This is a genomic window from Streptomyces sp. NBC_01384 (assembly GCF_045040035.1).
Classification (GTDB): Bacteria; Actinomycetota; Actinomycetes; order Streptomycetales; family Streptomycetaceae; genus Streptomyces.
In genome coordinates this window covers 4,298,776-4,318,719 of sequence record NZ_CP109559.1, presented here as the reverse complement: position 1 = coordinate 4,318,719, position 19,944 = coordinate 4,298,776, and the positions used below count along the sequence as shown (strand labels likewise).

12 protein-coding genes are annotated in these 19,944 nt (G+C 71.0%); 11 read left to right on the top strand and 1 reads right to left on the bottom strand.

Annotated elements, in window-relative coordinates; genetic code table 11:
* Entirely contained in the window at window positions 1-468 is a 468-nt protein-coding gene (locus tag OG747_RS19590; protein ID WP_405880622.1) for an Rv3654c family TadE-like protein, read from the top strand.
* Here OG747_RS19590 and OG747_RS19585 read toward each other — a convergent pair.
* Window positions 434-2,887, bottom strand: coding sequence for a DEAD/DEAH box helicase (locus tag OG747_RS19585; RefSeq protein ID WP_405880621.1), 2,454 nt, complete (start codon window positions 2,885-2,887; stop codon window positions 434-436). The genes OG747_RS19590 and OG747_RS19585 overlap by 35 nt on opposite strands.
* Window positions 2,888-2,967: 80 nt before the next feature.
* Here OG747_RS19585 and bldG point away from each other — a divergent pair, with 80 nt between their 5' ends.
* From bldG to OG747_RS19535, 10 genes are all read left to right on the top strand, one after another.
* Window positions 2,968-3,309, top strand: coding sequence for an anti-sigma factor antagonist BldG (gene bldG / locus OG747_RS19580; RefSeq protein WP_010986038.1), 342 nt, complete (start codon window positions 2,968-2,970; stop codon window positions 3,307-3,309).
* 116 nt (window positions 3,310-3,425) lie between these two features.
* Window positions 3,426-3,860, top strand: coding sequence for an ATP-binding protein (locus OG747_RS19575; RefSeq protein WP_405880620.1), 435 nt, complete (start codon window positions 3,426-3,428; stop codon window positions 3,858-3,860).
* 300 nt (window positions 3,861-4,160) lie between these two features.
* Window positions 4,161-6,566: a sodium-translocating pyrophosphatase gene (locus OG747_RS19570; protein WP_405880619.1), complete on the top strand. Its 2,406-nt coding sequence runs from the start codon at window positions 4,161-4,163 to the stop codon at window positions 6,564-6,566.
* 195 nt (window positions 6,567-6,761) lie between these two features.
* Window positions 6,762-7,373, top strand: a complete 612-nt coding sequence (locus OG747_RS19565) for a small secreted protein (RefSeq protein ID WP_405880618.1) — start codon at window positions 6,762-6,764, stop codon at window positions 7,371-7,373.
* 187 nt (window positions 7,374-7,560) lie between these two features.
* A complete protein-coding gene (locus tag OG747_RS19560) occupies window positions 7,561-9,090 on the top strand; it encodes a methyltransferase (protein ID WP_405880617.1) in 1,530 nt (509 codons plus the stop codon).
* A 248-nt stretch (window positions 9,091-9,338) separates the two neighbouring features.
* The gene (locus tag OG747_RS19555) at window positions 9,339-11,462 is read left to right on the top strand and encodes a serine/threonine-protein kinase (RefSeq protein ID WP_405880616.1); all 2,124 of its coding nucleotides are present in this window, start codon (window positions 9,339-9,341) and stop codon (window positions 11,460-11,462) included.
* Window positions 11,463-11,581: 119 nt separating this feature from the next.
* The gene (locus OG747_RS19550; RefSeq protein WP_405880615.1) at window positions 11,582-11,779 is read left to right on the top strand and encodes a hypothetical protein; all 198 of its coding nucleotides are present in this window, start codon (window positions 11,582-11,584) and stop codon (window positions 11,777-11,779) included.
* 235 nt (window positions 11,780-12,014) lie between these two features.
* Window positions 12,015-14,831 (top strand): type I DNA topoisomerase, encoded by a 2,817-nt coding sequence (topA, locus tag OG747_RS19545; protein WP_405880614.1) that lies wholly within the window; start codon window positions 12,015-12,017, stop codon window positions 14,829-14,831.
* A 134-nt stretch (window positions 14,832-14,965) separates the two neighbouring features.
* On the top strand, window positions 14,966-18,229 hold the full coding sequence (tmk, locus tag OG747_RS19540; protein WP_405880613.1) for a dTMP kinase: 3,264 nt from the start codon (window positions 14,966-14,968) through the stop codon (window positions 18,227-18,229).
* Window positions 18,230-18,385: 156 nt separating this feature from the next.
* A complete protein-coding gene (locus tag OG747_RS19535; RefSeq protein WP_405880612.1) occupies window positions 18,386-19,591 on the top strand; it encodes a DNA polymerase III subunit delta' in 1,206 nt (401 codons plus the stop codon).
* Window positions 19,592-19,944: the final 353 nt, after the last annotated feature.

Below are 19,944 nucleotides of genomic sequence, written 5' to 3'. Positions count from 1 at the left end.
ATGAGCGTTGCACGGACTGCCGTTTCGACGGAGCGCGTTGCACGGACTGTCGTTTGGACAAGTCGGCGCCACCGGAGGGCTGTCACCTCTGCCGCCTCCGACAGAGGATCGGCGACCGTCTGGACCGTCGGGGTGATCGCGGTGCTCTGTGTCGTCTTCGGGGCGGCCCTGGCCATGGGACAGGCGGTCGTGGTCCGGCACCGCGCGGCGGGGGCGGCCGATCTGGCCGCGCTCGCCGCGGCGGACCACTGGATGGACGGTGGCCCGGCGGCCTGCGCCGACGCGGACCGGGTGGCGCGGGCCCAGCACGCCCGGCTGGTGCGGTGCGCGGTCGAGGGCGAGGTCTCGGACGTCACGGCCGCGTCGGGCCGGGGCCCTTTCGGAGTGGAGGCCAGGTCCAGAGCGGGACCCGCGACACCGCAGGCCCCAGCGGCTAGTCCTCCGGCGCCCCCCGTAGCAGCTCCGTGAGGAGCCGCACAGCACCTCGCTTGTGCAGAGGCTCGTTCCCGTTGCCGCACTTGGGGGACTGGATGCAGGACGGGCAGCCGGCCTCGCACTCGCAGGACGCGATGGCCTGGCGGGTGGCGGTGAGCCAGGCGTGGGCGGTGCGGAAGGCGCGCTCCGCGAAGCCCGCGCCGCCCGGGTGGCCGTCGTACACGAAGACCGTGGGCAGGAGCGTGTCCGGGTGCAGCGGGATGGACACGCCGCCGATGTCCCAGCGGTCGCAGGTGGCGAACAGCGGGAGCATGCCGATCGACGCGTGCTCGGCGGCGTGCAGGGCGCCGCCGAGGATCTCCGGGTTGATCCGGGCCGCGTCCAGCTGGTCCTCGGTGACCGTCCACCACACGGCGCGCGTGCGGAGCGTACGAGGAGGGAGGTCGAGTTTCGACTCTCCCAGTACTTCACCGGTGATGACACGACGGCGCAGGAAGGAGACGACCTGGTTGGTGACTTCGACGGAGCCGTAACACAGCCGGCCTTCGCCCCAGGGGACTTCGGTGTCCGTCTCCAGGACGGAGATGGAGGTCGTGTCGCGGGCGACCGTCGAATACGGCGGGTTGGCCTCCTCGACCAGGGCGACGGAGTCCTCCAGGTCCAGGTGCTGCACCAGGTACGTACGGCCCTGGTGCAGATGGACCGCGCCCTCGTGGACCGTGGTGTGCGCGGAACCGGCGTCGACCGTGCCGAGCAGCCGCCCGGTTCCGGCCTCGACGATCTGGACCGGACTGCCGCCCTCACCTCGGATGTCGGTCAGGTCGGCCGCCCGCTCCCGACGGGTCCAGTGCCATGCCTTCGTCCGCCGGCGCAGCAGTTTCGCGGCCTCCAGCTGCGGCAGCAGATCCGGGGCGGCCGGGCCGAAGAGCTCGAGGTCCTCCTCCGTGAGGGGGATCTCGGAGGCGGCGGCGCACAGGTGCGGGGCGAGGACGTACGGGTTGTCGGGGTCGAGGACGGTGGACTCCACCGGCTGGTCGAACAGTGCCTCGGGATGGTGCACGAGGAAGGTGTCCAGCGGGTCGTCGCGGGCGACCAGTACGGCGAGTGCGCCCTGTCCCGAGCGGCCTGCGCGGCCTGCCTGCTGCCACAGGGACGCCCGGGTGCCCGGGTAGCCCGCGATGAGGACGGCGTCCAGTCCGGAGACGTCGACGCCGAGTTCCAGGGCGGTGGTGGCGGCGAGGCCGAGGAGTTCGCCGGAGTGCAGAGCGCGTTCGAGTGCGCGGCGTTCCTCGGGGAGGTAGCCGCCGCGGTAGGCGGCGACGCGCCGGGCCAGCGATCGGTCGACCTCGGCCAGCCGCTCCTGGGCGATCACCGCGATCAGCTCGGCGCCGCGCCGGGACCGCACGAAGGCGACCGAGCGCACGCCCTGGACCGTCAGGTCGGTGAGGAGGTCGGCCGTCTCGGCGGTGGCGCTACGCCGAACGGGTGCGCCCTTCTCGCCGTGCAGCTCGGTGAGCGGGGGTTCCCAGAGGGCGAACACCAGTTCCCCGCGTGGGGAGGCGTCGTCGGCGACCTCGACGACCGGGAGGCCGGTCAGCCGGCGGGCGGCGACCGAGGGCTCCGCGGCGGTCGCGGAGGCCAGCAGGAAGACGGGCGAGGCGCCGTAGCGGGCGCACAGGCGGCGCAGTCTGCGCAGCACCTGGGCGACGTGGGAGCCGAAGACGCCGCGGTAGGTGTGGACCTCGTCGATGACGACGTACTTCAGGGCGCGGAGGAAGGACGACCAGCGGGGATGGGAGGGCAATATCCCGCGGTGCAGCATGTCGGGGTTGGTCAGGACGTAGTTGGCGTACTGACGTACCCACTCGCGTTCCTCGAACGGAGTATCGCCGTCGTACACGGCTGGGCGAATCGCATGGCCCAAAGGTTGTGAAAGTTCCTTCACGGAACGGCGCTGATCGGCTGCGAGGGCCTTTGTGGGGGCCAGATAGAGCGCGGTGGCCCCACGGCCGTTCGGAGCCTCGGAGCCGTCCAGGAGGGCCGTCAGGACCGGGGTGAGGTACGCCAGGGACTTTCCCGAGGCCGTGCCTGTGGCGACGATCACGGAGTCGCCGTCCAGGGCGTGCTCGGCGGCCAGTGCCTGGTGGGCCCAGGGGTGCTCGATGCCCGCGGCCTGCACCGCGGCGATGACCTCCGAACGGATCCGGTCGGGCCATACGGCATGGCGACCCGCCCGCGGGGGCAAGTGCTCCGTATGAGTGATGCGCGAAGCCCGACTCGGCCCCGAGGTGAGCCGGTCCAGGACCGTGCCCGGAGCGGGGCGGGAAGCGGTGTCCGTCGAGGGTCGATCGGATCGGTGATTCTTGGCCATCGGTACCGAGTGTGTCACTGGCGTGACGGACAATGGGCTCAAGGCGTCGTGCACGCCTGCCGGTAAGTGATTGAATGCCATCGCGGCTGGCGAACCGTCCCGGGGGCTCTGCCGAGGTGTCCCTTGGGGCGACCGCTCGATAGCAAGGTGCTGGAGGATCCGTGGACCTGTCCCTGTCGACCCGTACCGTCGGCGATCGTACGGTCGTCGAGGTCGGTGGCGAAATCGATGTATATACCGCGCCCAAGCTGCGCGAGCAGCTGGTCGAGCTGGTGAACGACGGCAATTTCCACCTCGTCGTCGACATGGAGGGCGTGGATTTCCTCGACTCCACCGGGCTCGGCGTGCTGGTGGGCGGCCTGAAGCGTGTGCGTGCCCATGAGGGCTCGCTGCGACTGGTCTGCAACCAGGAGCGCATTCTGAAGATCTTCCGCATCACCGGTCTCACCAAGGTGTTCCCCATCCACACCTCGGTCGAGGAAGCGGTAGCGGCCACCGACTGACCCCGTTCCCCGGGCCTCACGAGCGAAGTGGCGTCCGGGGCGGTAGAAGCAATGGAGGGGGACCGGGCCTCGGCGACCCGGCCCCCTGACAGCACGCCCGTAGTTGAGGGGGATGCATGGCCACCGTTGAACTCCGCTTCAGCGCGCTGCCCGAGCACGTCAGGACCGCCCGACTGGTGGCGGCAGCGGTGGCGCGCAGGGCCGGAGTGGACGAGGCCGTCCTCGACGAGGTCAGACTCGCCGTCGGCGAGGCCTGTACTCGTGCCGTCGGACTGCACCAGAGCAACGGCATCTCGGCGCCGGTGCGGGTGACGCTGACCGAGGAGGAGAAACAGTTCTCCATCGAGGTCGGCGACGAGGCGCCGCATTCGGCGCCCGGTGAGACGGCGCCCGGTGCCTCGGGCGACCCGGACACGGACGCCGAGGAGGACGAGATGGGCCTCGCGGTCATCAGTGGCCTCGTCGACGACGTCGAGGTCAGCGCCGATGAGCACGGTGGACTGATCAGGATGAGCTGGCCGACCACGCCGCCGGCCGCGCTCGTTCCCTGATCGCACCCCCGCAACAACCTCGAAGGGCCCTGCTCAGCAGGGCCCTTTTTGTATGCCCCGTTCCCGTCCGGGTGCCCGCCCCGCCTTTTCGTGAAATGATTCACGAGCAATCACGTGATTATTCGATCAAGTGTCAACGCTTTTGGGGCATTACTTCTTTTGGGTTCCATGGGTACCCGCCGATCATTTGCTGAAGAGCATGTGAAGGCGAATTCCGTTTACCGTGCACTGTTTTGATCAGGATCGGGTACCTACAATCCGTCCACATCTTGAGCTCAGCCCAAGCGTCAAGGAGGACGAATGGCGGGGCTTTCTACCCCTCATCAGTTTGACCACCCCACAACCTTCGCAGCCGCAGTACTGACCGATGACAATCGCTTGATCGTGATGGTCATCGGCATCGTCGCCCTGGCTGCCCTGGCGGTCGCCGGGGTGCTGGTACGACAAGTGCTCGCGGCCGACGAGGGCACCGACAGCATGAAGAAGATCGCGGCGGCGGTCCAGGAAGGCGCGAACGCCTACCTGGGGCGGCAGTTGCGCACCCTCGGCGTATTCGCCGTCGTGGTGTTCTTCCTGCTCATGCTGCTGCCCGCGGACGACTGGAATCAGCGCGCCGGACGGTCGATCTTCTTCCTGATCGGTGCGGCGTTCTCGGCGACCACCGGATATATCGGTATGTGGCTCGCCGTACGGAGCAATGTCCGCGTGGCCGCCGCGGCAAGGGAAGCGACTCCGGCCAAGGGTGAACCCGAAAAGGATCTCACCGCCGTCTCACACAAAGCCATGAAGATCGCTTTCCGTACCGGCGGCGTCGTCGGCATGTTCACGGTGGGGCTCGGTCTGCTGGGCGCCTCCTGTGTGGTGCTGGTGTACGCGGCCGACGCGCCGAAGGTCCTGGAGGGCTTCGGTCTCGGCGCGGCGCTGATCGCCATGTTCATGCGTGTCGGCGGCGGCATCTTCACCAAGGCCGCCGACGTCGGCGCCGACCTGGTCGGCAAGGTCGAGCAGGGCATTCCGGAGGACGACCCGCGCAATGCCGCGACCATCGCCGACAACGTGGGCGACAACGTCGGCGACTGCGCCGGTATGGCCGCGGACCTGTTCGAGTCGTATGCCGTCACGCTCGTCGCCGCGCTGATCCTCGGCAAGGTGGCGTTCGGCGACTCCGGGCTCGCGTTCCCGCTGATCGTGCCCGCGATCGGCGTCCTGACCGCGATGGTCGGCATCTTCGCGGTGGCGCCCCGGCGCTCCGACCGTAGTGGCATGTCCGCGATCAACCGCGGTTTCTTCATCTCCGCGGTGATCTCGTTGGTGCTGGTGGCGGTGGCCGTCTTCATCTACCTGCCGGGTAAGTACGCCGACCTCGACGGTGTCACGGACGCGGCTATCAGGGTGAAGGGCGGCGATCCGCGGATCTTCGCGCTCGTGGCCGTCGCGATCGGCATCGTGCTGGCCGCGCTGATCCAGCAGCTGACCGGCTACTTCACCGAGACGACCCGGCGCCCCGTGCGGGACATCGGCAAGAGCTCGCTCACCGGCGCGGCCACCGTCGTCCTCGCTGGTATCTCCGTGGGTCTCGAATCGGCCGTCTACACCGCCCTGCTGATCGGCCTCGGCGTGTACGGGGCCTTCCTGCTCGGCGGTACGTCGATCATGCTGGCGCTCTTCGCGGTGGCGCTCGCCGGAACCGGCCTGCTCACCACGGTCGGCGTCATCGTCGCCATGGACACCTTCGGGCCTGTCTCCGACAACGCCCAGGGCATCGCCGAGATGTCCGGCGACGTCACGGGCTCGGGCGCGAAGGTGCTCACCGACCTGGACGCGGTGGGCAACACCACCAAGGCCATCACCAAGGGCATCGCCATCGCCACGGCCGTCCTCGCGGCCTCCGCCCTCTTCGGCTCCTATCGGGACGCGATCCTGACGGCCGCGAACGACGTGGGCGAGAAGGTCTCCGGGCCGGGCGCACCGTTGAACCTGATGATGGACATCTCGCAGCCCAACAACCTGGTGGGCCTGATCGCGGGCGCGGCGGTCGTCTTCCTGTTCTCCGGGCTGGCGATCAACGCCGTGTCGCGGTCCGCGGGGGCCGTGGTCTACGAGGTGCGGCGGCAGTTCCGCGAGCACCCCGGGATCATGGACTACACGGAGAAGCCCGAGTACGGGCGGGTCGTCGACATCTGCACCAAGGACGCCCTGCGGGAGCTGGCCACTCCGGGTCTGCTCGCCGTCATGGCGCCCATCGCCATCGGCTTCACGCTCGGCGTCGGCGCGCTCGGCTCGTATCTGGCGGGCGCGATCGGCACCGGCACGCTGATGGCGGTCTTCCTCGCCAACTCCGGCGGCGCGTGGGACAACGCGAAGAAGCTCGTCGAGGACGGTCATCACGGCGGCAAGGGCAGCGAGGCCCATGCCGCGACGGTGATCGGCGACACCGTCGGCGACCCCTTCAAGGACACCGCCGGCCCCGCGATCAACCCGCTCCTGAAGGTGATGAACCTGGTGGCGCTGCTGATCGCACCCGCGGTCGTCAAGTTCTCGTACGGCAACGACAAGAACCTCGGGCTGCGCATCCTGATCGCGGTGCTCTCGCTCCTCGTGATCGTGGGCGCGGTGTACATCTCCAAGCGGCGCGGGATCGCCGTAAGTGACGAAGACAACGCGGAACGGGTGTCCAAGCCGGCCGACCCCGCGGTGGTTTCGTAGGCCTCGGGTCTTTTACCTGGTCCCGACGGGCGGGTGGCGCGTGTGGACGCGCCACCCGCCCGTCCGTTTGTGTGTGTTCACATCCGGGTCGTGAGCCTTCTCTCGCCTGTAGCAAATGGCTGCAATAAGGGCCAAAGCGGAAATTCGGCATGGGGTTGTCGCCCAGGCGGCGTGTATGTTCCGGGGCCGAGAGCCATGGAAGGGACCAATCCGGTGAACAAGAAGCTCGCGGCCGCACTGTCCGGCGGTGCGGTACTGGTACTGGCGCTGTCGGCATGCAGCAGCAACAGCGGCAGCAGCAGCAGCAAAGTCGACAAGCTGGATCCCTGGGCCAAGCAGGTCTGCGACGCGGTGCAGCCGCAGGTCCAGAAGATCTCGGCCGCCAACGCCGAGATCCAGAAGGAGACGACGGACCAGAGCACACCGGCGGACGTGCAGAAGGCCGACTCCAAGGGCTTCCAGGACATCTCCGACGCCTACAAGGCGATGGCGGCCGCCATCGAGCAGGCCGGGCCGCCGGACGTGGACAACGGCAAGACGAAGCAGGCGAACGCGGTCAAGGAGCTCAACGCCCTCTCCACCTCCTACGCCGATCTGGGCAAGCAGTCCCAGGCGCTCAACACGAAGGACCAGGCGAAGTTCGCGGACGGTCTCGACGGGGTCGCCCAGCAGCTGGGGAAGCTCAGCAAGACCGGGACCGACGCACTCAAGGAGCTCGAGGCGGGAGACGCCGGCACTGCCATGGCCAAGCAGCCGAGCTGCAAGTCCGCCTCCGCCTCCGCCTCGCCTTCGACGACCCAGGGCTGACCCCCCGGGAGAGCGATCGTTCGTCAACCTGAAGAGGGCCCGGTACGCGCGCGTGCCGGGCCCCGGCGCGTACCGCGGCTCTCGGCCGGCCCTGCGCGGCTCACGGCGCGGGCGCGTCCACAGGCGTACGGGCCCGTCGGCGTGGGCTGTCCACAGGTGTGCGTCCCTTTCGGCGGAAGCGGACACAATGGGGGACGTGAGTCACACCAGCCTGTCACCGTTGCCCTCGTCCGACCGCGTCGACGTCGCCGCTCGGCTGCGAGGCGCCCTGCTCGGCGCCTCCTTCACCGCCGACGGCCTGCTCGACCTGCTCGGCGCCCCCGCGTACGCGGCGCTGGCGCGCAGCGAGACCGTGCCCGCGCTCCGGGCGACCCGCGGGGACACACCGCTGGAGACGCTCGTACGGCTGTTCCTGCTCCAGCAGCCCGCGCCGCACGGGCGTGTGGCGGACGTGCTGCCGGTGGAGGACTGCCTGGAGAGCGGCTGGCTGACCCGGGCGGGCGCGGACGAGGTCGCCGCGACCGTGGACATCCGGCCGTACGGCGGGCCCGGCGGCGAGGACTGGTTCATCGTGTCCGACCTGGGGTGCGCCGTCGGCGGCGCGGGCGGCATCGGCAGCCGCGAGGAGGGCGTCGTCCTGGGCGTGGGCGGCGCGTCCATGACCCTGGCCGGCATCACCGTCCGTACGCCCGTCTCCTCCGCGCTCGACCTCGGCACCGGCTCCGGGATCCAGGCCCTGCACGCCGCGCAGCACGCCACGCGCGTGACCGCGACCGACCTCAACCCGCGCGCCCTGCACATCACCGCGCTCACCCTCGCGCTCTCCGGCGCCCCGGCGGCCGATCTGCGCGAGGGCTCCCTCTTCGAACCGATCGCGGACGACGAGACGTACGACCTGATCGTCTCGAACCCGCCTTTCGTGATCTCGCCCGGCGCCTGGCTCACCTACCGCGACGGCGGGATGGGCGGGGACGATCTGTGCCGCACGCTCGTTCAGCAGGCGGGAGACCGGCTCAGCGACGGGGGGTACGCGCAGTTCCTGGCCAACTGGCAGCACGTGGAGGGCGAGGAGTGGCAGGACCGGCTGCGCTCCTGGGTGCCGCGCGGCTGTGACGCCTGGATCGTGCAGCGCGAGGTGCAGGACGTCACGCAGTACGCGGAGTTGTGGCTGCGCGACGCGGGCGACCACCGCGACGACCCCGCCGAGTACCAGGCGCGGTACGACGCCTGGCTGGACGAGTTCGAGGCCCGCAAGGTCAAGGCCGTCGGCTTCGGATGGATCACGCTGCGCAGAACGGCGGCGGCCGAGCCCTCGATCACGGTCGAGGAGTGGCCGCACTCCATCGAGCAGCCACTCGGCGAGACCGTGCGCGCGCACTTCGACCGCGTCGACTACCTGCGGGCGAGTGACGACGCGGCCCTGCTCGCCGGGCACTTCAGGCTCGTGGCCGAGGTCGTCCAGGAGCAGGTCGGGCTGCCCGGCGCCGAGGACCCGGAGCACGTGGTGCTGCGCCAGCACCGCGGGATGCGCCGGGCTACCAAGGTGGACACGGTCGGCGCGGGCTTCGCGGGCGTGTGCGACGGCACGCTGAGCGCCGGGCGGATCCTGGACGCCATCGCCCAATTGGTCGGCGAGGACCCGGTGTTGCTGCGCGACCGGACGCCCGCGCAGATCCGGCTGCTGGTGGAGCAGGGGTTCCTCGAGCCGGCGGAGTGAGCACGGGCGCTGCGGAGCGAACCGGGCCGGCTGCCGCGGGGTGGTGGGGGCGCGCGCCTTCCGCCTGCGGAGCGCCTGAGACGTATCCCTACCACCGAGTCACCTGCGCCCGCTTCTGGTGTGATTGGTCAAGATTGGTAGAGATTCGTCGGTAAAAGGGCTCCTGTCAGTGGTGCGTGCGAAGCTACTTTCAAGAGACAGGCTCCATGCGTCCTCGGGGGGAGGCGCGCTGTCTCGGGGGAGGCGCCATGGCGGGGGAGACGCCGGATCAGGGCGAGGGCAGGATCATCAGTGGCCGGTATCGGCTGCTGCGGATGCTCGGCGCGGGCGGCATGGGCAGGGTGTGGCTCGCGTACGACGCGGAGTTGGCCTGCGAGGTCTCCATGAAGGAGATCGCGTTGCCGGACGTGCCGATGGACGCGACGGAGCCCGCACAGCGGATCGCGCGGGCCCGCAGCGAGGCACGGCACGCGGCGCGGTTGCGCGGGCATCCCCATGTGGCCACCGTGCACGACGTGGTGGTGCACGAGGGGCTGCCGTGGATCGTCATGGAGTACGTGCCGGACGCGGTCGATCTCCAGGCGGTCGTACGGCAGTCGGGGCCGCTGTCGCCCGCCCAGACCGCCCGGATCGGGCTCGCCGTCCTCGACGCGCTCTCCGCCGGACACCGGATCGGGATCCTCCACAGGGATGTCAAACCGGCCAACATCCTTCTGGCGCCGGACGCTTCGGGCGATCCCTACGCGCGCGTGCTGCTCACCGACTACGGGATCGCGCTTCAGCCGGAGTCCCGCGAGCCCCGGCTGACCGCCACCGCCGGCATTCTCGGCACGCCCGGCTATCTCGCCCCCGAGCGCGCCCGCGGCGAGCCGCCCACCCCGGCCGCCGACCTCTTCTCCCTCGGCGCCACGCTGTACGCGGCTGTGGAGGGCCGGGGCCCCTTCGACCGCCAGGGCCAGTACGCGACCCTGACGGCCCTCCTCGGCGAGGAGCCCGCCCCGCCCGTCCGTGCCGGCGAACTGGCATCCGTGCTGCACGGGTTGCTCGTCAAGGACCCGGTGCGGCGGTCCTCGCCTGAGGCGGTCGCACGGGGGCTGGAGCGGGTGGTGCAGGGAGCGGCGGGCGGAGCGTTCGGGCCACCCCCGGGGTACGTCGCGGGGGCGCCGCCCGGGTATTCAGCGGGGGCGCCGCCCGGGTATGTCGTCGGCCCGCCGCCGGGCACCCCGCAGACCCTGGGGACCCCGCGGACGCCGGGCACTCCGCAGACACCGGGCGCGCACCCGACTCCGCACACCCCACCGCACACGCCGCACACCTCACCGGGCGGCCCCGCCACGCCGGGTGGCCCGCCCGGTCCGGCCTCCGGTACTCCGCCTCCGTACGGCCCCTGGCGTCCGTCCACTCCCAGCGGTGGGTACGGCTGGAATCCTTACGCCGGGACCGGCACGTCCACGCAGCCCACGGTCGGGACGCCCCCGCCTCCCGTGCGCCGCAAGAGGCCCGTGGCCGCCGTCGCCCTTGTCGTGGGCGTCCTCATGGTGGCCGTCGGCGGCACCTGGGCCGCGGTTTCGCTGACCGGCGGTGACAGTGGCAAGAACGGCACGACGGCGAAGAAGCCCTCCACGGCAAGCGCATCCCCGCCGGGGCCGGTGTATCCGTACGGCGAACAAGTGGGCCTCACCAAGCCGTTGCAGGCCGGCGACTGTGTGAAGGCGGTCTGGTCGGGGACCGCGTTCAAGTCGGCCCTCAACCTGGGCGTCGTGAACTGCGCCAAGGGCTGGCCGGACGGCCAGGTCGTGGCCGTCGACACGGCCAGTGACTACGCCGACGCCGGCGCCCACGGTGCGCAGCGCTGCGCGAGCCAGAGCTCGGCGACGGCCGACGCCCTGCCCGACGCGGGCGTCTACGCCGTTGCGCCGACGAAGGACGGGTTCAGCGCGGCCAAGGGCGGTACGGCATGTCTCGTACTCGGGCGCCATGTCGCGATAGGTGGCGAAGTCGGGCGGTTCCGGGATGCGGGAGTGAACTTGTGGCCCACGCAGATGGGCACCGGGGACTGCTGGATCTACGCGGAGAAGGACAAGGGCTTCGAAGCCCACCTGGCCGACTGCGGGGAGTCGCACACCGACCAGGTGATCGGCGCGGTGCAGGCCGCGGAGGGCATGGACTACAAGAAGGCGCTCGCCGAGGGAGGCAAGCTCTGCACCAACAAGTTCGCGTCGAGTTGGGCGTCCGACACGGAGCGCACCGTCTCCGGTTGGTTGGCCAGCAAGGACGAGTGGAACCAAGGATTCACCAAAGTCGTGTGCACCGTGAGGCGCGTCGACGGCGCGAGGACGAGCGGGCAGATATCCGACCCCGGTACGGTCTGAGCGGCCCGTGGGGCGTCGTCTTCCTGGCGTTCACCGCAGGTTCGCACGGGCGCTTCCGGTCCGCTTCCAGGGGGTGCCAGCCTCCCGACCCTGGGGACTCGGGGTGGAGGGACATATCGATGGAAAGCGGACCGGCGATCTTCGCGGGGACGGTGTTCGCCCTGTTCGGAGGCGGACTTCTGGTCTGGACCGCGGTGCGGCTGCGGCGGGGCGAGCCCGTCGCCGTCGGTGTGAACCGCGTCGCATCGGCGACGCTCGCGAGCGCCGCCGGAGCGGGTGCGCTGGCGCTCGGGATGTGGTGCTTCACGCGCGTGTAGGACCGGGTCTCCGGTAACTGAGAGGTCACGCTCCGGATAGACCCGAAAGGGCTGCTGGACACTCCGGGCGGCAGGAATGGCGGTAGTCGGGTTACCGTTCGAGTGGCCGTTGCGGGCTTTTCCCGTTTGACACGGGGGCGGGATGTACCGTCACACTCCGCAGCGTCAGCATGACCCGACCCCCGGGACCAAGGCCTGGGGAGACCCCCTGCGTCGACCGGAGAGAAGAGCGAAGTTGTCCCCGACCAGCGACACCGCACACGGCGGCCGCCGACTCGTCATCGTCGAGTCGCCTGCCAAGGCGAAGACGATCAAGGGCTATCTCGGCCCCGGCTATGTCGTCGAAGCGAGCGTCGGGCACATCCGCGACCTCCCCAACGGCGCCGCGGAAGTGCCGGAGGAGTACACCGGCGAGGTGCGCCGCCTCGGCGTGGACGTCGAGCACGACTTCCAGCCCATCTATGTGGTCAACGCCGACAAGAAGGCCCAGGTCAAGAAGCTCAAGGACCTGCTGCGCGACTCCGACGAACTCTTCCTCGCCACCGATGAGGACCGCGAGGGCGAAGCCATCGCGTGGCACCTCCAGGAAGTGCTCAAGCCCAAGGTCCCGGTCAAGCGGATGGTCTTCCACGAGATCACCAAGGCCGCGATCCAGGCCGCTGTCGCCAACCCGCGCGAGCTCAACCAGAAGCTCGTCGACGCCCAGGAGACCCGCCGCATCCTCGACCGCCTCTACGGCTACGAGGTCTCGCCGGTCCTGTGGAAGAAGGTCATGCCGCGGCTGTCGGCCGGCCGCGTCCAGTCCGTGGCGACCCGTCTCGTGGTCGAGCGGGAGCGCGAGCGCATCGCCTTCCGTTCCGCCGAGTACTGGGACCTGACCGGCACCTTCGGCACCGGCCGCGCCGGTGACCCGAGCGACCCGTCCTCGCTGGTGGCCCGCCTCACCGCGGTCGACGGCAAGCGCGTCGCCCAGGGCCGCGACTTCGACTCGCTGGGGCAGCTGAAGGGCGCGAACACGCTGCATCTGGACGAGACCAACGCCCGTGCGCTGGCCGCCGTCCTGGAGAACACGAACTTCGCGGTCCGCTCGGTCGAGTCCAAGCCGTACCGGCGCTCGCCGTACGCGCCGTTCCGCACGACAACCCTCCAGCAGGAGGCTTCGCGCAAGCTCGGCTTCGGCGCGAAGGCCACCATGCAGGTGGCGCAGAAGCTGTACGAGAACGGCTTCATCACGTACATGCGTACGGACTCCACGACCCTCTCGGACACGGCGATCTCCGCCGCCCGTGCCCAGGTCACGCAGCTCTACGGCGCCGACTACCTGCCGGCCCAGCCGCGGACGTACGCCGGGAAGGTCAAGAACGCGCAGGAGGCGCACGAGGCGATCCGGCCCTCGGGCGATCGTTTCCGCACCCCGGCCGAGACGGGCCTGTCCGGCGACCAGTTCAAGCTGTACGAGCTGATCTGGAAGCGGACCGTCGCCTCCCAGATGAAGGACGCGGTCGGAAACTCCGTCACCGTGAAGATCGCCGGTACGGCCTCCGACGGCCGCGACGCCGAGTTCAGCGCCTCCGGCAAGACGATCACCTTCCACGGCTTCCTGAAGGCGTACGTCGAGGGCGCGGACGACCCGAACGCCGAGCTCGACGACCGCGAGCGTCGCCTCCCGCAGGTCAGCCAGGGCGACCCGCTGTCCGCCGAGGAGATCACGGTCGACGGACACGCCACCAAGCCCCCGGCCCGCTACACCGAGGCGTCGCTGGTCAAGGAACTCGAGGAGCGCGAGATCGGCCGCCCGTCGACGTACGCGTCGATCATCGGGACCATTCTCGACCGCGGGTACGTGTTCAAGAAGGGCACGGCCCTGGTGCCGTCCTTCCTGTCCTTCGCCGTGGTCAACCTCCTGGAGAAGCACTTCGGGCGGCTCGTCGACTACGACTTCACGGCCAAGATGGAGGACGACCTCGACCGCATCGCGCGGGGCGAGGCGCAGGCCGTGCCGTGGCTCAAGCGGTTCTACTTCGGCAAGGGCGACGCCACGGGCGCCGCCGAGGCCGGCAACGGCGACGGGGACCACCTGGGCGGTCTCAAGGAGCTCGTCACCGACCTGGGCGCCATCGACGCCCGCGAGGTGTCGTCCTTCCCGGTCGGCAACGACATCGTGCTGCGTGTGGGCCGCTACGGCCCGTACATCGAGCGCGGCGAGAAGGACTCCGAGAACCACCAGCGCGCGGATGTGCCCGAGGACCTGGCCCCGGACGAGCTGTCCGTCGAGCTCGCGGAGGAGCTGCTCGCCAAGCCGAGCGGCGACTTCGAACTCGGCACGGACCCGGAGTCGGGCCACCAGATCATCGCCAGGGACGGCCGCTACGGCCCGTACGTCACCGAGGTGCTCCCCGAGGGCACCCCGAAGACGGGCAAGAACGCCGTCAAGCCGCGTACCGCCTCGCTCTTCAAGTCGATGTCCCCCGACACGGTGACCCTCGACGACGCCCTCAAACTGATGTCCCTGCCGCGCGTCGTCGGCAAGGACGCCGAGGGCGTGGAGATCACCGCGCAGAACGGGCGCTACGGGCCGTACCTGAAGAAGGGCACCGACTCGCGCTCCCTGCAGTCCGAGGACCAGCTCTTCACCATCACCCTCGAAGAGGCGCTGGAGATCTACTCCCAGCCCAAGCAGCGTGGGCGCGCGGCCGCCAAGCCGCCGCTGAAGGAGCTGGGCGAGGACCCGGTCAGCGGGAAGCCCGTCGTCGTCAAGGACGGCCGTTTCGGGCCGTACGTCACCGACGGCGAGACCAACGCGACCCTGCGCTCCGCCGACAGCGTCGAGGACATCACCCCGGCGCGCGGCTACGAGCTGCTCGCAGAGAAGCGCGCCAAGGCCCCGGCCAAGAAGACCGCGAAGAAGGCCGCCGCCAAGAAGACGGCGACAAAGAAGGCGGCCCCTGCCAAGAAGACGGCCGCAAAGAAGACGACGAGTTCGAAGACGGCCGCCAAGAAGGCACCGGCCAAGAAGACCGCTGCCAAGAAGACGGCGACTTCGGAGAACTGAGGCCCCGGCCCGCAGTCTCCGCCGCATCTCGCAGGCCCTGCCACATGTGGACGCCTCTACACCTTTCGGTGTGGGGGCGTCCACATGTTCGGCCACCCCTTCGGGCAGTCAGTACGGCCGGATAGGCTTGCAGGATGACGCGAGCCGAGCAGCCAACGGCCCACACCCCGGCCACCGACGACGCCCTGGTCGCGGATTCCCGCGAGCGCGCCGTCCGTGCGCTGCTGCGCCGACCCCAGCTGAAACGGCTGTGGAGCGCCCACCTCGTGGGGGGTGTCGGTGACGCCCTGGCTCTGCTCGTGCTGGTCATCCTCGTCCTTCAGGCGGCGGTCGCCGAGGGTTCCTTCGGCGGTGGCGACCGCGGGGTCGCCCTCGCCGTGGCGGCGGTCTTCGGGGTACGCGTTCTCGCCACGCTGCTCTTCGGAGCCGTACTCCTCGGGCCGCTCACGTCCCTGGCGTCCCAGGAAGGGCCCCTTGACCGGCGCTGGACCATGGTCGGAGCCGACGGACTGCGCGCCGTGCTCATGCTCCTCGCGCCCCTGTGGATCGGCTGGACCCCGGACAACGCCCTCGCCGCCCTCCTCGTCATCGTCTTCGTGACCGGGGTCGCCGAGCGTTTCTGGACGGTGAGCCGGGAGAGCGCGGCGCCCGCGCTGTTGCCCGCGCCGCCGCTGGAGGGCGCCACGGTGCGCCCGCTGCCGGACCACCTGGACGCGCTGCGGCGCCTGTCGCTGCGTACGGCCTTCGCGGCGGTTCCGATCGCGGCCGCCGCACTCGTCGTGGTGTCGCTCGTCAACAACCTGCTGGGTGCCGGGATCACCTGGTTCGACCAGCACCAGGGGGCGCTCGCCTCGTACGTCGCCGCCGGGTTGTTCGCCGCCTCGCTCTCGGTGCTGACGCTCCTCGAACTGCCCGACACACGCACCCCCCGCGCGCGCTCGCCCCTGGAGGGCCTGCGCCGCCCCAGGACCGGCACGGGCGTCGACAAGGGCCGTACCGGCGCGATTCCGCTCCTGGTGCTCGCCTGCGCGGCCGTCGCGGCCGCGATCGCGGCCGCCGTCGCCGTCTCCGTGCTGCAGGCCAAGGACGTGGGCGGCGGACCGGTGACGTACGGCCTGCTGGTGCTGGCACTGACCGGGGGTGTCGTCGTCGGCATCCGTACGGCCCCTTCGGTGCTGCCGTCGCTGTCGCGGCGCCGGCTGCTCTCGCTGGCGATCGCCTTCACCGGGATCGCGCTGCTCATCGCCGGGCTCGTCCCGGACGTCACCACGGTGCTGTTGATCGTCGCCTTCGCGGGCATCGGCGCGGGTGTCGCCGCGAACACCGGGCACGCGCTGCTCGACCAGGAGACCGAGGAGTACCGGCGGGCGCGTACGACCGAACACCTGCACGCGGTCGTACGGGTCTCGGTGGCGCTCGGCGCCCTGCTGGCGCCTGTGGTGGCCGCGGCGGTCGGCCCGCACCGGCTCGAGAACGGCAAGTTCGTGTTCGCGCACGGGGGCGCCGCCTTCACGCTGATGCTGGTGGGCGCGCTGCTGCTGCCGGTCGCGGCCCTGGTGCTCTCCAAGGTCGACGACCGCTCCGGGGTGCCGCTGCGGCATGACCTGCTGGACGCGCTGCGCGGCGACGACCCGGTGCAGACTCCCACCGACAACGGGTTCTTCATCGCCCTGGAGGGCGGAGACGGCGCCGGGAAGTCGACGCAGGCGGAGGCGCTCGCGGAGTGGATCCGCGCGAAGGGCCACGAGGTCGTGGTGACCCGCGAGCCGGGCGCCACGCCGGTCGGCAAGCGGCTGCGGTCGATCCTGCTGGACGTGTCCTCGGCGGGCCTGTCGCACCGTGCGGAGGCGCTGCTCTACGCGGCAGACCGCGCGGAGCACGTGGACACCGTGGTGCGGCCCGCGCTGGAGCGGGGTGCCGTCGTCATCTCGGACCGGTACATCGACTCGTCGGTGGCCTACCAGGGCGCAGGACGGGACCTGTCCCCGACCGAGATCGCCCGTATCAACCGATGGGCGACGAACGGGCTGGTGCCGCACCTGACCGTGCTCCTGGACGTCTCCCCCGAGGCGGCGCGCGAGCGGTTCACGGAGGCGCCGGACCGGCTGGAGTCGGAGCCCGTCGAGTTCCACACGCGCGTGCGGTCCGGTTTCCTGACGCTGGCCGCGGCCGACCCGGGGCGCTACCTGGTCGTCGACGCCGCCCAGGAGCCCGAGGCGGTCACCACGGTCATCCGGCACCGGCTCGACGTGATGCTGCCCCTCTCCGAGGCCGAGGTGAAGGCACAGGAAGAGGCCCGCAAGGCGGCCGAGGAAGAGGCCCGGCGCAAGGCCGAGGAAGAGGCCACCCGCAAGGCCGAGGAAGAGCGGCTGGAGCGCGAGCGCCAGGAACAGCTCGCCCGGCTCCGCGCGGAGGAAGAGGAGCGCAAGCAGCGCGAGCTGGAGGAGGCCCAGCGGCGCGAGGCCGAGCGCCAGGCGGAGGAGGCCAGGCAGCGTGCCGAGGAGGCCCGCCGCCGGGCCGAGGAGGAGCGGGCGCGGCTGCTGGCCGAGGAGCAGGCCCGGGCCGCCGAGCAGGACCGGCTGCACAAGCTGGCCGAGGAGCAGGCACGGCTGCGGGCCGAGGCGGAGGAGCGCCGCCTGGAGAAGCAGCGCAAGGCCGAGGAGGCGTTGCTGCGGGCCGAGGAGGCGCGGCGGGCCGCGGCGGAGACGGCGGCTGCGGCCGCAGCAGCGGCCACTGCAGCGGCTTCGGCTTCGGCTCCGTCTTCCGCTGCTGCGACTTCCGGGGAGTCGGCGGCGGTGGGTTTCGTGGCCGACAACGAGACGACGGTTCCCACGCCGGTCGTGACGTCCCCGAACGTGTCGGGCGGGCCGGTGGACGAGACGACGGTGTTGCGGGCGGTGCGGTCCGCCGACAGCCGCGATGGTTCACGGCCCGACTCCGAGGAGACGGCCAAGCTGCCGCAGCCGCCCGCGCCCGAGGGGGCGGCGGACGAGACGGCGGTGCTGCCACCGTTGGTGCTGGGCGCCGCGGACGAGACGGCGGTGCTGCCACCGGTGGTGCCGGGCGCGGCCGACGAGACCGCGGTGCTTCCTCCGGTACGGGACGGGGGTGCGGGCGCTGTCACGGGTGCGGGTGGTGCGGGTGGTCCCGCGGATCGGGTGCCCCCGGGCTTCTTCCGGGACGAGCGGCCGGCGCCGGCGCCCGACAGGTCCGGCGACCGTACGCGCGAGTTGCCCCAGGTCGACGCCGAGGGCGCGCCGCGCCGTCGGCCCCGCTCCGACTGGGCGGAGGAGACCCCGCTCGACGACCTCCCGACCCTGGCGGACGAACTGCTGGGCCCGCGGGAGGACGACGAACCGGACGACGGGCGCGAGGGACGGGGCGGTCGCCGCCGCTGAGACGGGGCGGTCACCACAAGCCCGGCCCGGGCCCGGGATCGGGAGTCGTCCGGCCCGGGATCGGGAGTGGTTCGGGACTGGTCCGGGGACTCGTTGTCAGTGGCGACCCGCACAATGGACGCGGCAAGGCAAAGTGCGACGAAAGGGCGGTGAACCATGCCCGTATGGGACGACCTGGTGGGCCAGGACAAGGTGAGCGAGCAGCTCGCCGCCGCCGCTCGGGACGCCGATGCCCTCGTCACGGCGGTCGCCGCCGGCACCCCGCGCCCCGAGGCGTCCAAGATGACGCACGCCTGGCTGTTCACCGGCCCGCCCGGCTCGGGCCGTTCCACCGCGGCGCGGGCCTTCGCGGCGGCGCTGCAGTGCGTGAGCCCCGACCGCGCGCTGGGCGGAGTCCCCGGCTGCAGCTTCTGCGACGGCTGCCACACCAGCTTGATCGGGACGCACGCCGACGTACAGATCGTCCGTACCGACCTGCTCTCCATCGGCGTGAAGGAGACCCGCGACCTGGTCCGTCGCGCCCAGATGTCGCCCGCCGGCGGCCGCTGGCAGGTCATCGTCCTCGAGGACGCGGACCGCCTCACCGAGGGCGCGGGCAACGTACTGCTGAAGGCAGTGGAAGAGCCCGCTCCCCGCACGGTCTGGCTGCTCTGCGCGCCCTCCATCGAGGACGTCCTGCCCACCATCCGCTCCCGCTGCCGCCTGCTCACCCTGCGTACCCCGCCGGTGGACGCCGTCGCGGACATCCTCGTACGCCGTGACGGCATCGAGCCCGGAGTCGCCGCTGCCGCCGCCCGCGCGACGCAGGGCCACATCGGGCGGGCCCGCCGCCTGGCCACCGACCCGCGCACCCGTGAGCGCCGGGCCGCCGTCCTCAAGCTCCCGCTGAGGGTCGACGACATCGGGGGCTGTCTCAAGGCGGCCCAGGAGCTGATCGACACGGCTGCGGAGGACGCCAAACAGCTCGCCGAGGAAGTCGACGTGAAGGAGACCGAGGACCTGAAGGCCGCCCTCGGCGCGGCCCAGGGCGGCCGCATGCCGCGCGGCACCGCCGGTGTCATGAAAGAGCTGGAGGACCGGCAGAAGCGCCGGAGAACGCGTACGCAGCGCGACAGCCTGGACCTGGCCCTCATCGACCTCACCGGCTTCTACCGCGATGTCCTGGCCCTTCAGCTCGGCTCCCGTGTGGCCCTCGCCAACACGGAGGCCGAGGATGTACTCGAGCGACTGGCCCGTGGCAGCTCGCCGGAGGCGACCCTGCGCCGGATCGACGCGATCGCCGCGTGCCGGGAGGCTCTCGACCGCAATGTGGCCCCGCTGCTCGCGGTGGAGGCGATGACAATGGCGCTGCGAGCCGGCTGAGCGCGCGGAACTTTGTCCGTGATCCGTGTCACGGGCCCGGCTGACGCCACTCGGCTGACGCCACAGGCGTGGCTGGTGGGGCCGAGCGTGATCGGTGTTGACCAGAGGTGGTCGCCCTGACCGGAGTGGGTCGGGTTGACCGGAGGCAGTCGGTCCGACCGGAGGTGATCGGTGTGACCGGAGGTGGCAGGTGCGACCCCCGCAACGGGTTGGCTGACCAGCGGCGCGATGGGGTGAGCGGGTTGACGGCATCACTCGTACGAGGCACATCCGCGACTGTTGGTGATCATTGCATCGCGCAGGGTTACGCTCGCGAGATGTACTCCAGGTACTCCGGCCGCACCCCTCGGCCG

Bases quoted from the DNA above. Each gene is read 5' to 3' on its own strand.
- OG747_RS19590 (WP_405880622.1), top strand. From the start codon at position 1: ATGAGCGTTGCACGGACTGCCGTTTCGACGGAGCGCGTTGCACGGACT.
- OG747_RS19585 (WP_405880621.1), bottom strand. From the start codon at position 2,887: ATGGCATTCAATCACTTACCGGCAGGCGTGCACGACGCCTTGAGCCCA.
- OG747_RS19575 (WP_405880620.1), top strand. From the start codon at position 3,426: ATGGCCACCGTTGAACTCCGCTTCAGCGCGCTGCCCGAGCACGTCAGG.
- OG747_RS19570 (WP_405880619.1), top strand. From the start codon at position 4,161: ATGGCGGGGCTTTCTACCCCTCATCAGTTTGACCACCCCACAACCTTC.
- OG747_RS19565 (WP_405880618.1), top strand. From the start codon at position 6,762: ATGGAAGGGACCAATCCGGTGAACAAGAAGCTCGCGGCCGCACTGTCC.
- OG747_RS19560 (WP_405880617.1), top strand. From the start codon at position 7,561: ATGGGGGACGTGAGTCACACCAGCCTGTCACCGTTGCCCTCGTCCGAC.
- OG747_RS19555 (WP_405880616.1), top strand. From the start codon at position 9,339: ATGGCGGGGGAGACGCCGGATCAGGGCGAGGGCAGGATCATCAGTGGC.
- OG747_RS19550 (WP_405880615.1), top strand. From the start codon at position 11,582: ATGGAAAGCGGACCGGCGATCTTCGCGGGGACGGTGTTCGCCCTGTTC.
- tmk (WP_405880613.1), top strand. From the start codon at position 14,966: ATGACGCGAGCCGAGCAGCCAACGGCCCACACCCCGGCCACCGACGAC.
- OG747_RS19535 (WP_405880612.1), top strand. From the start codon at position 18,386: ATGCCCGTATGGGACGACCTGGTGGGCCAGGACAAGGTGAGCGAGCAG.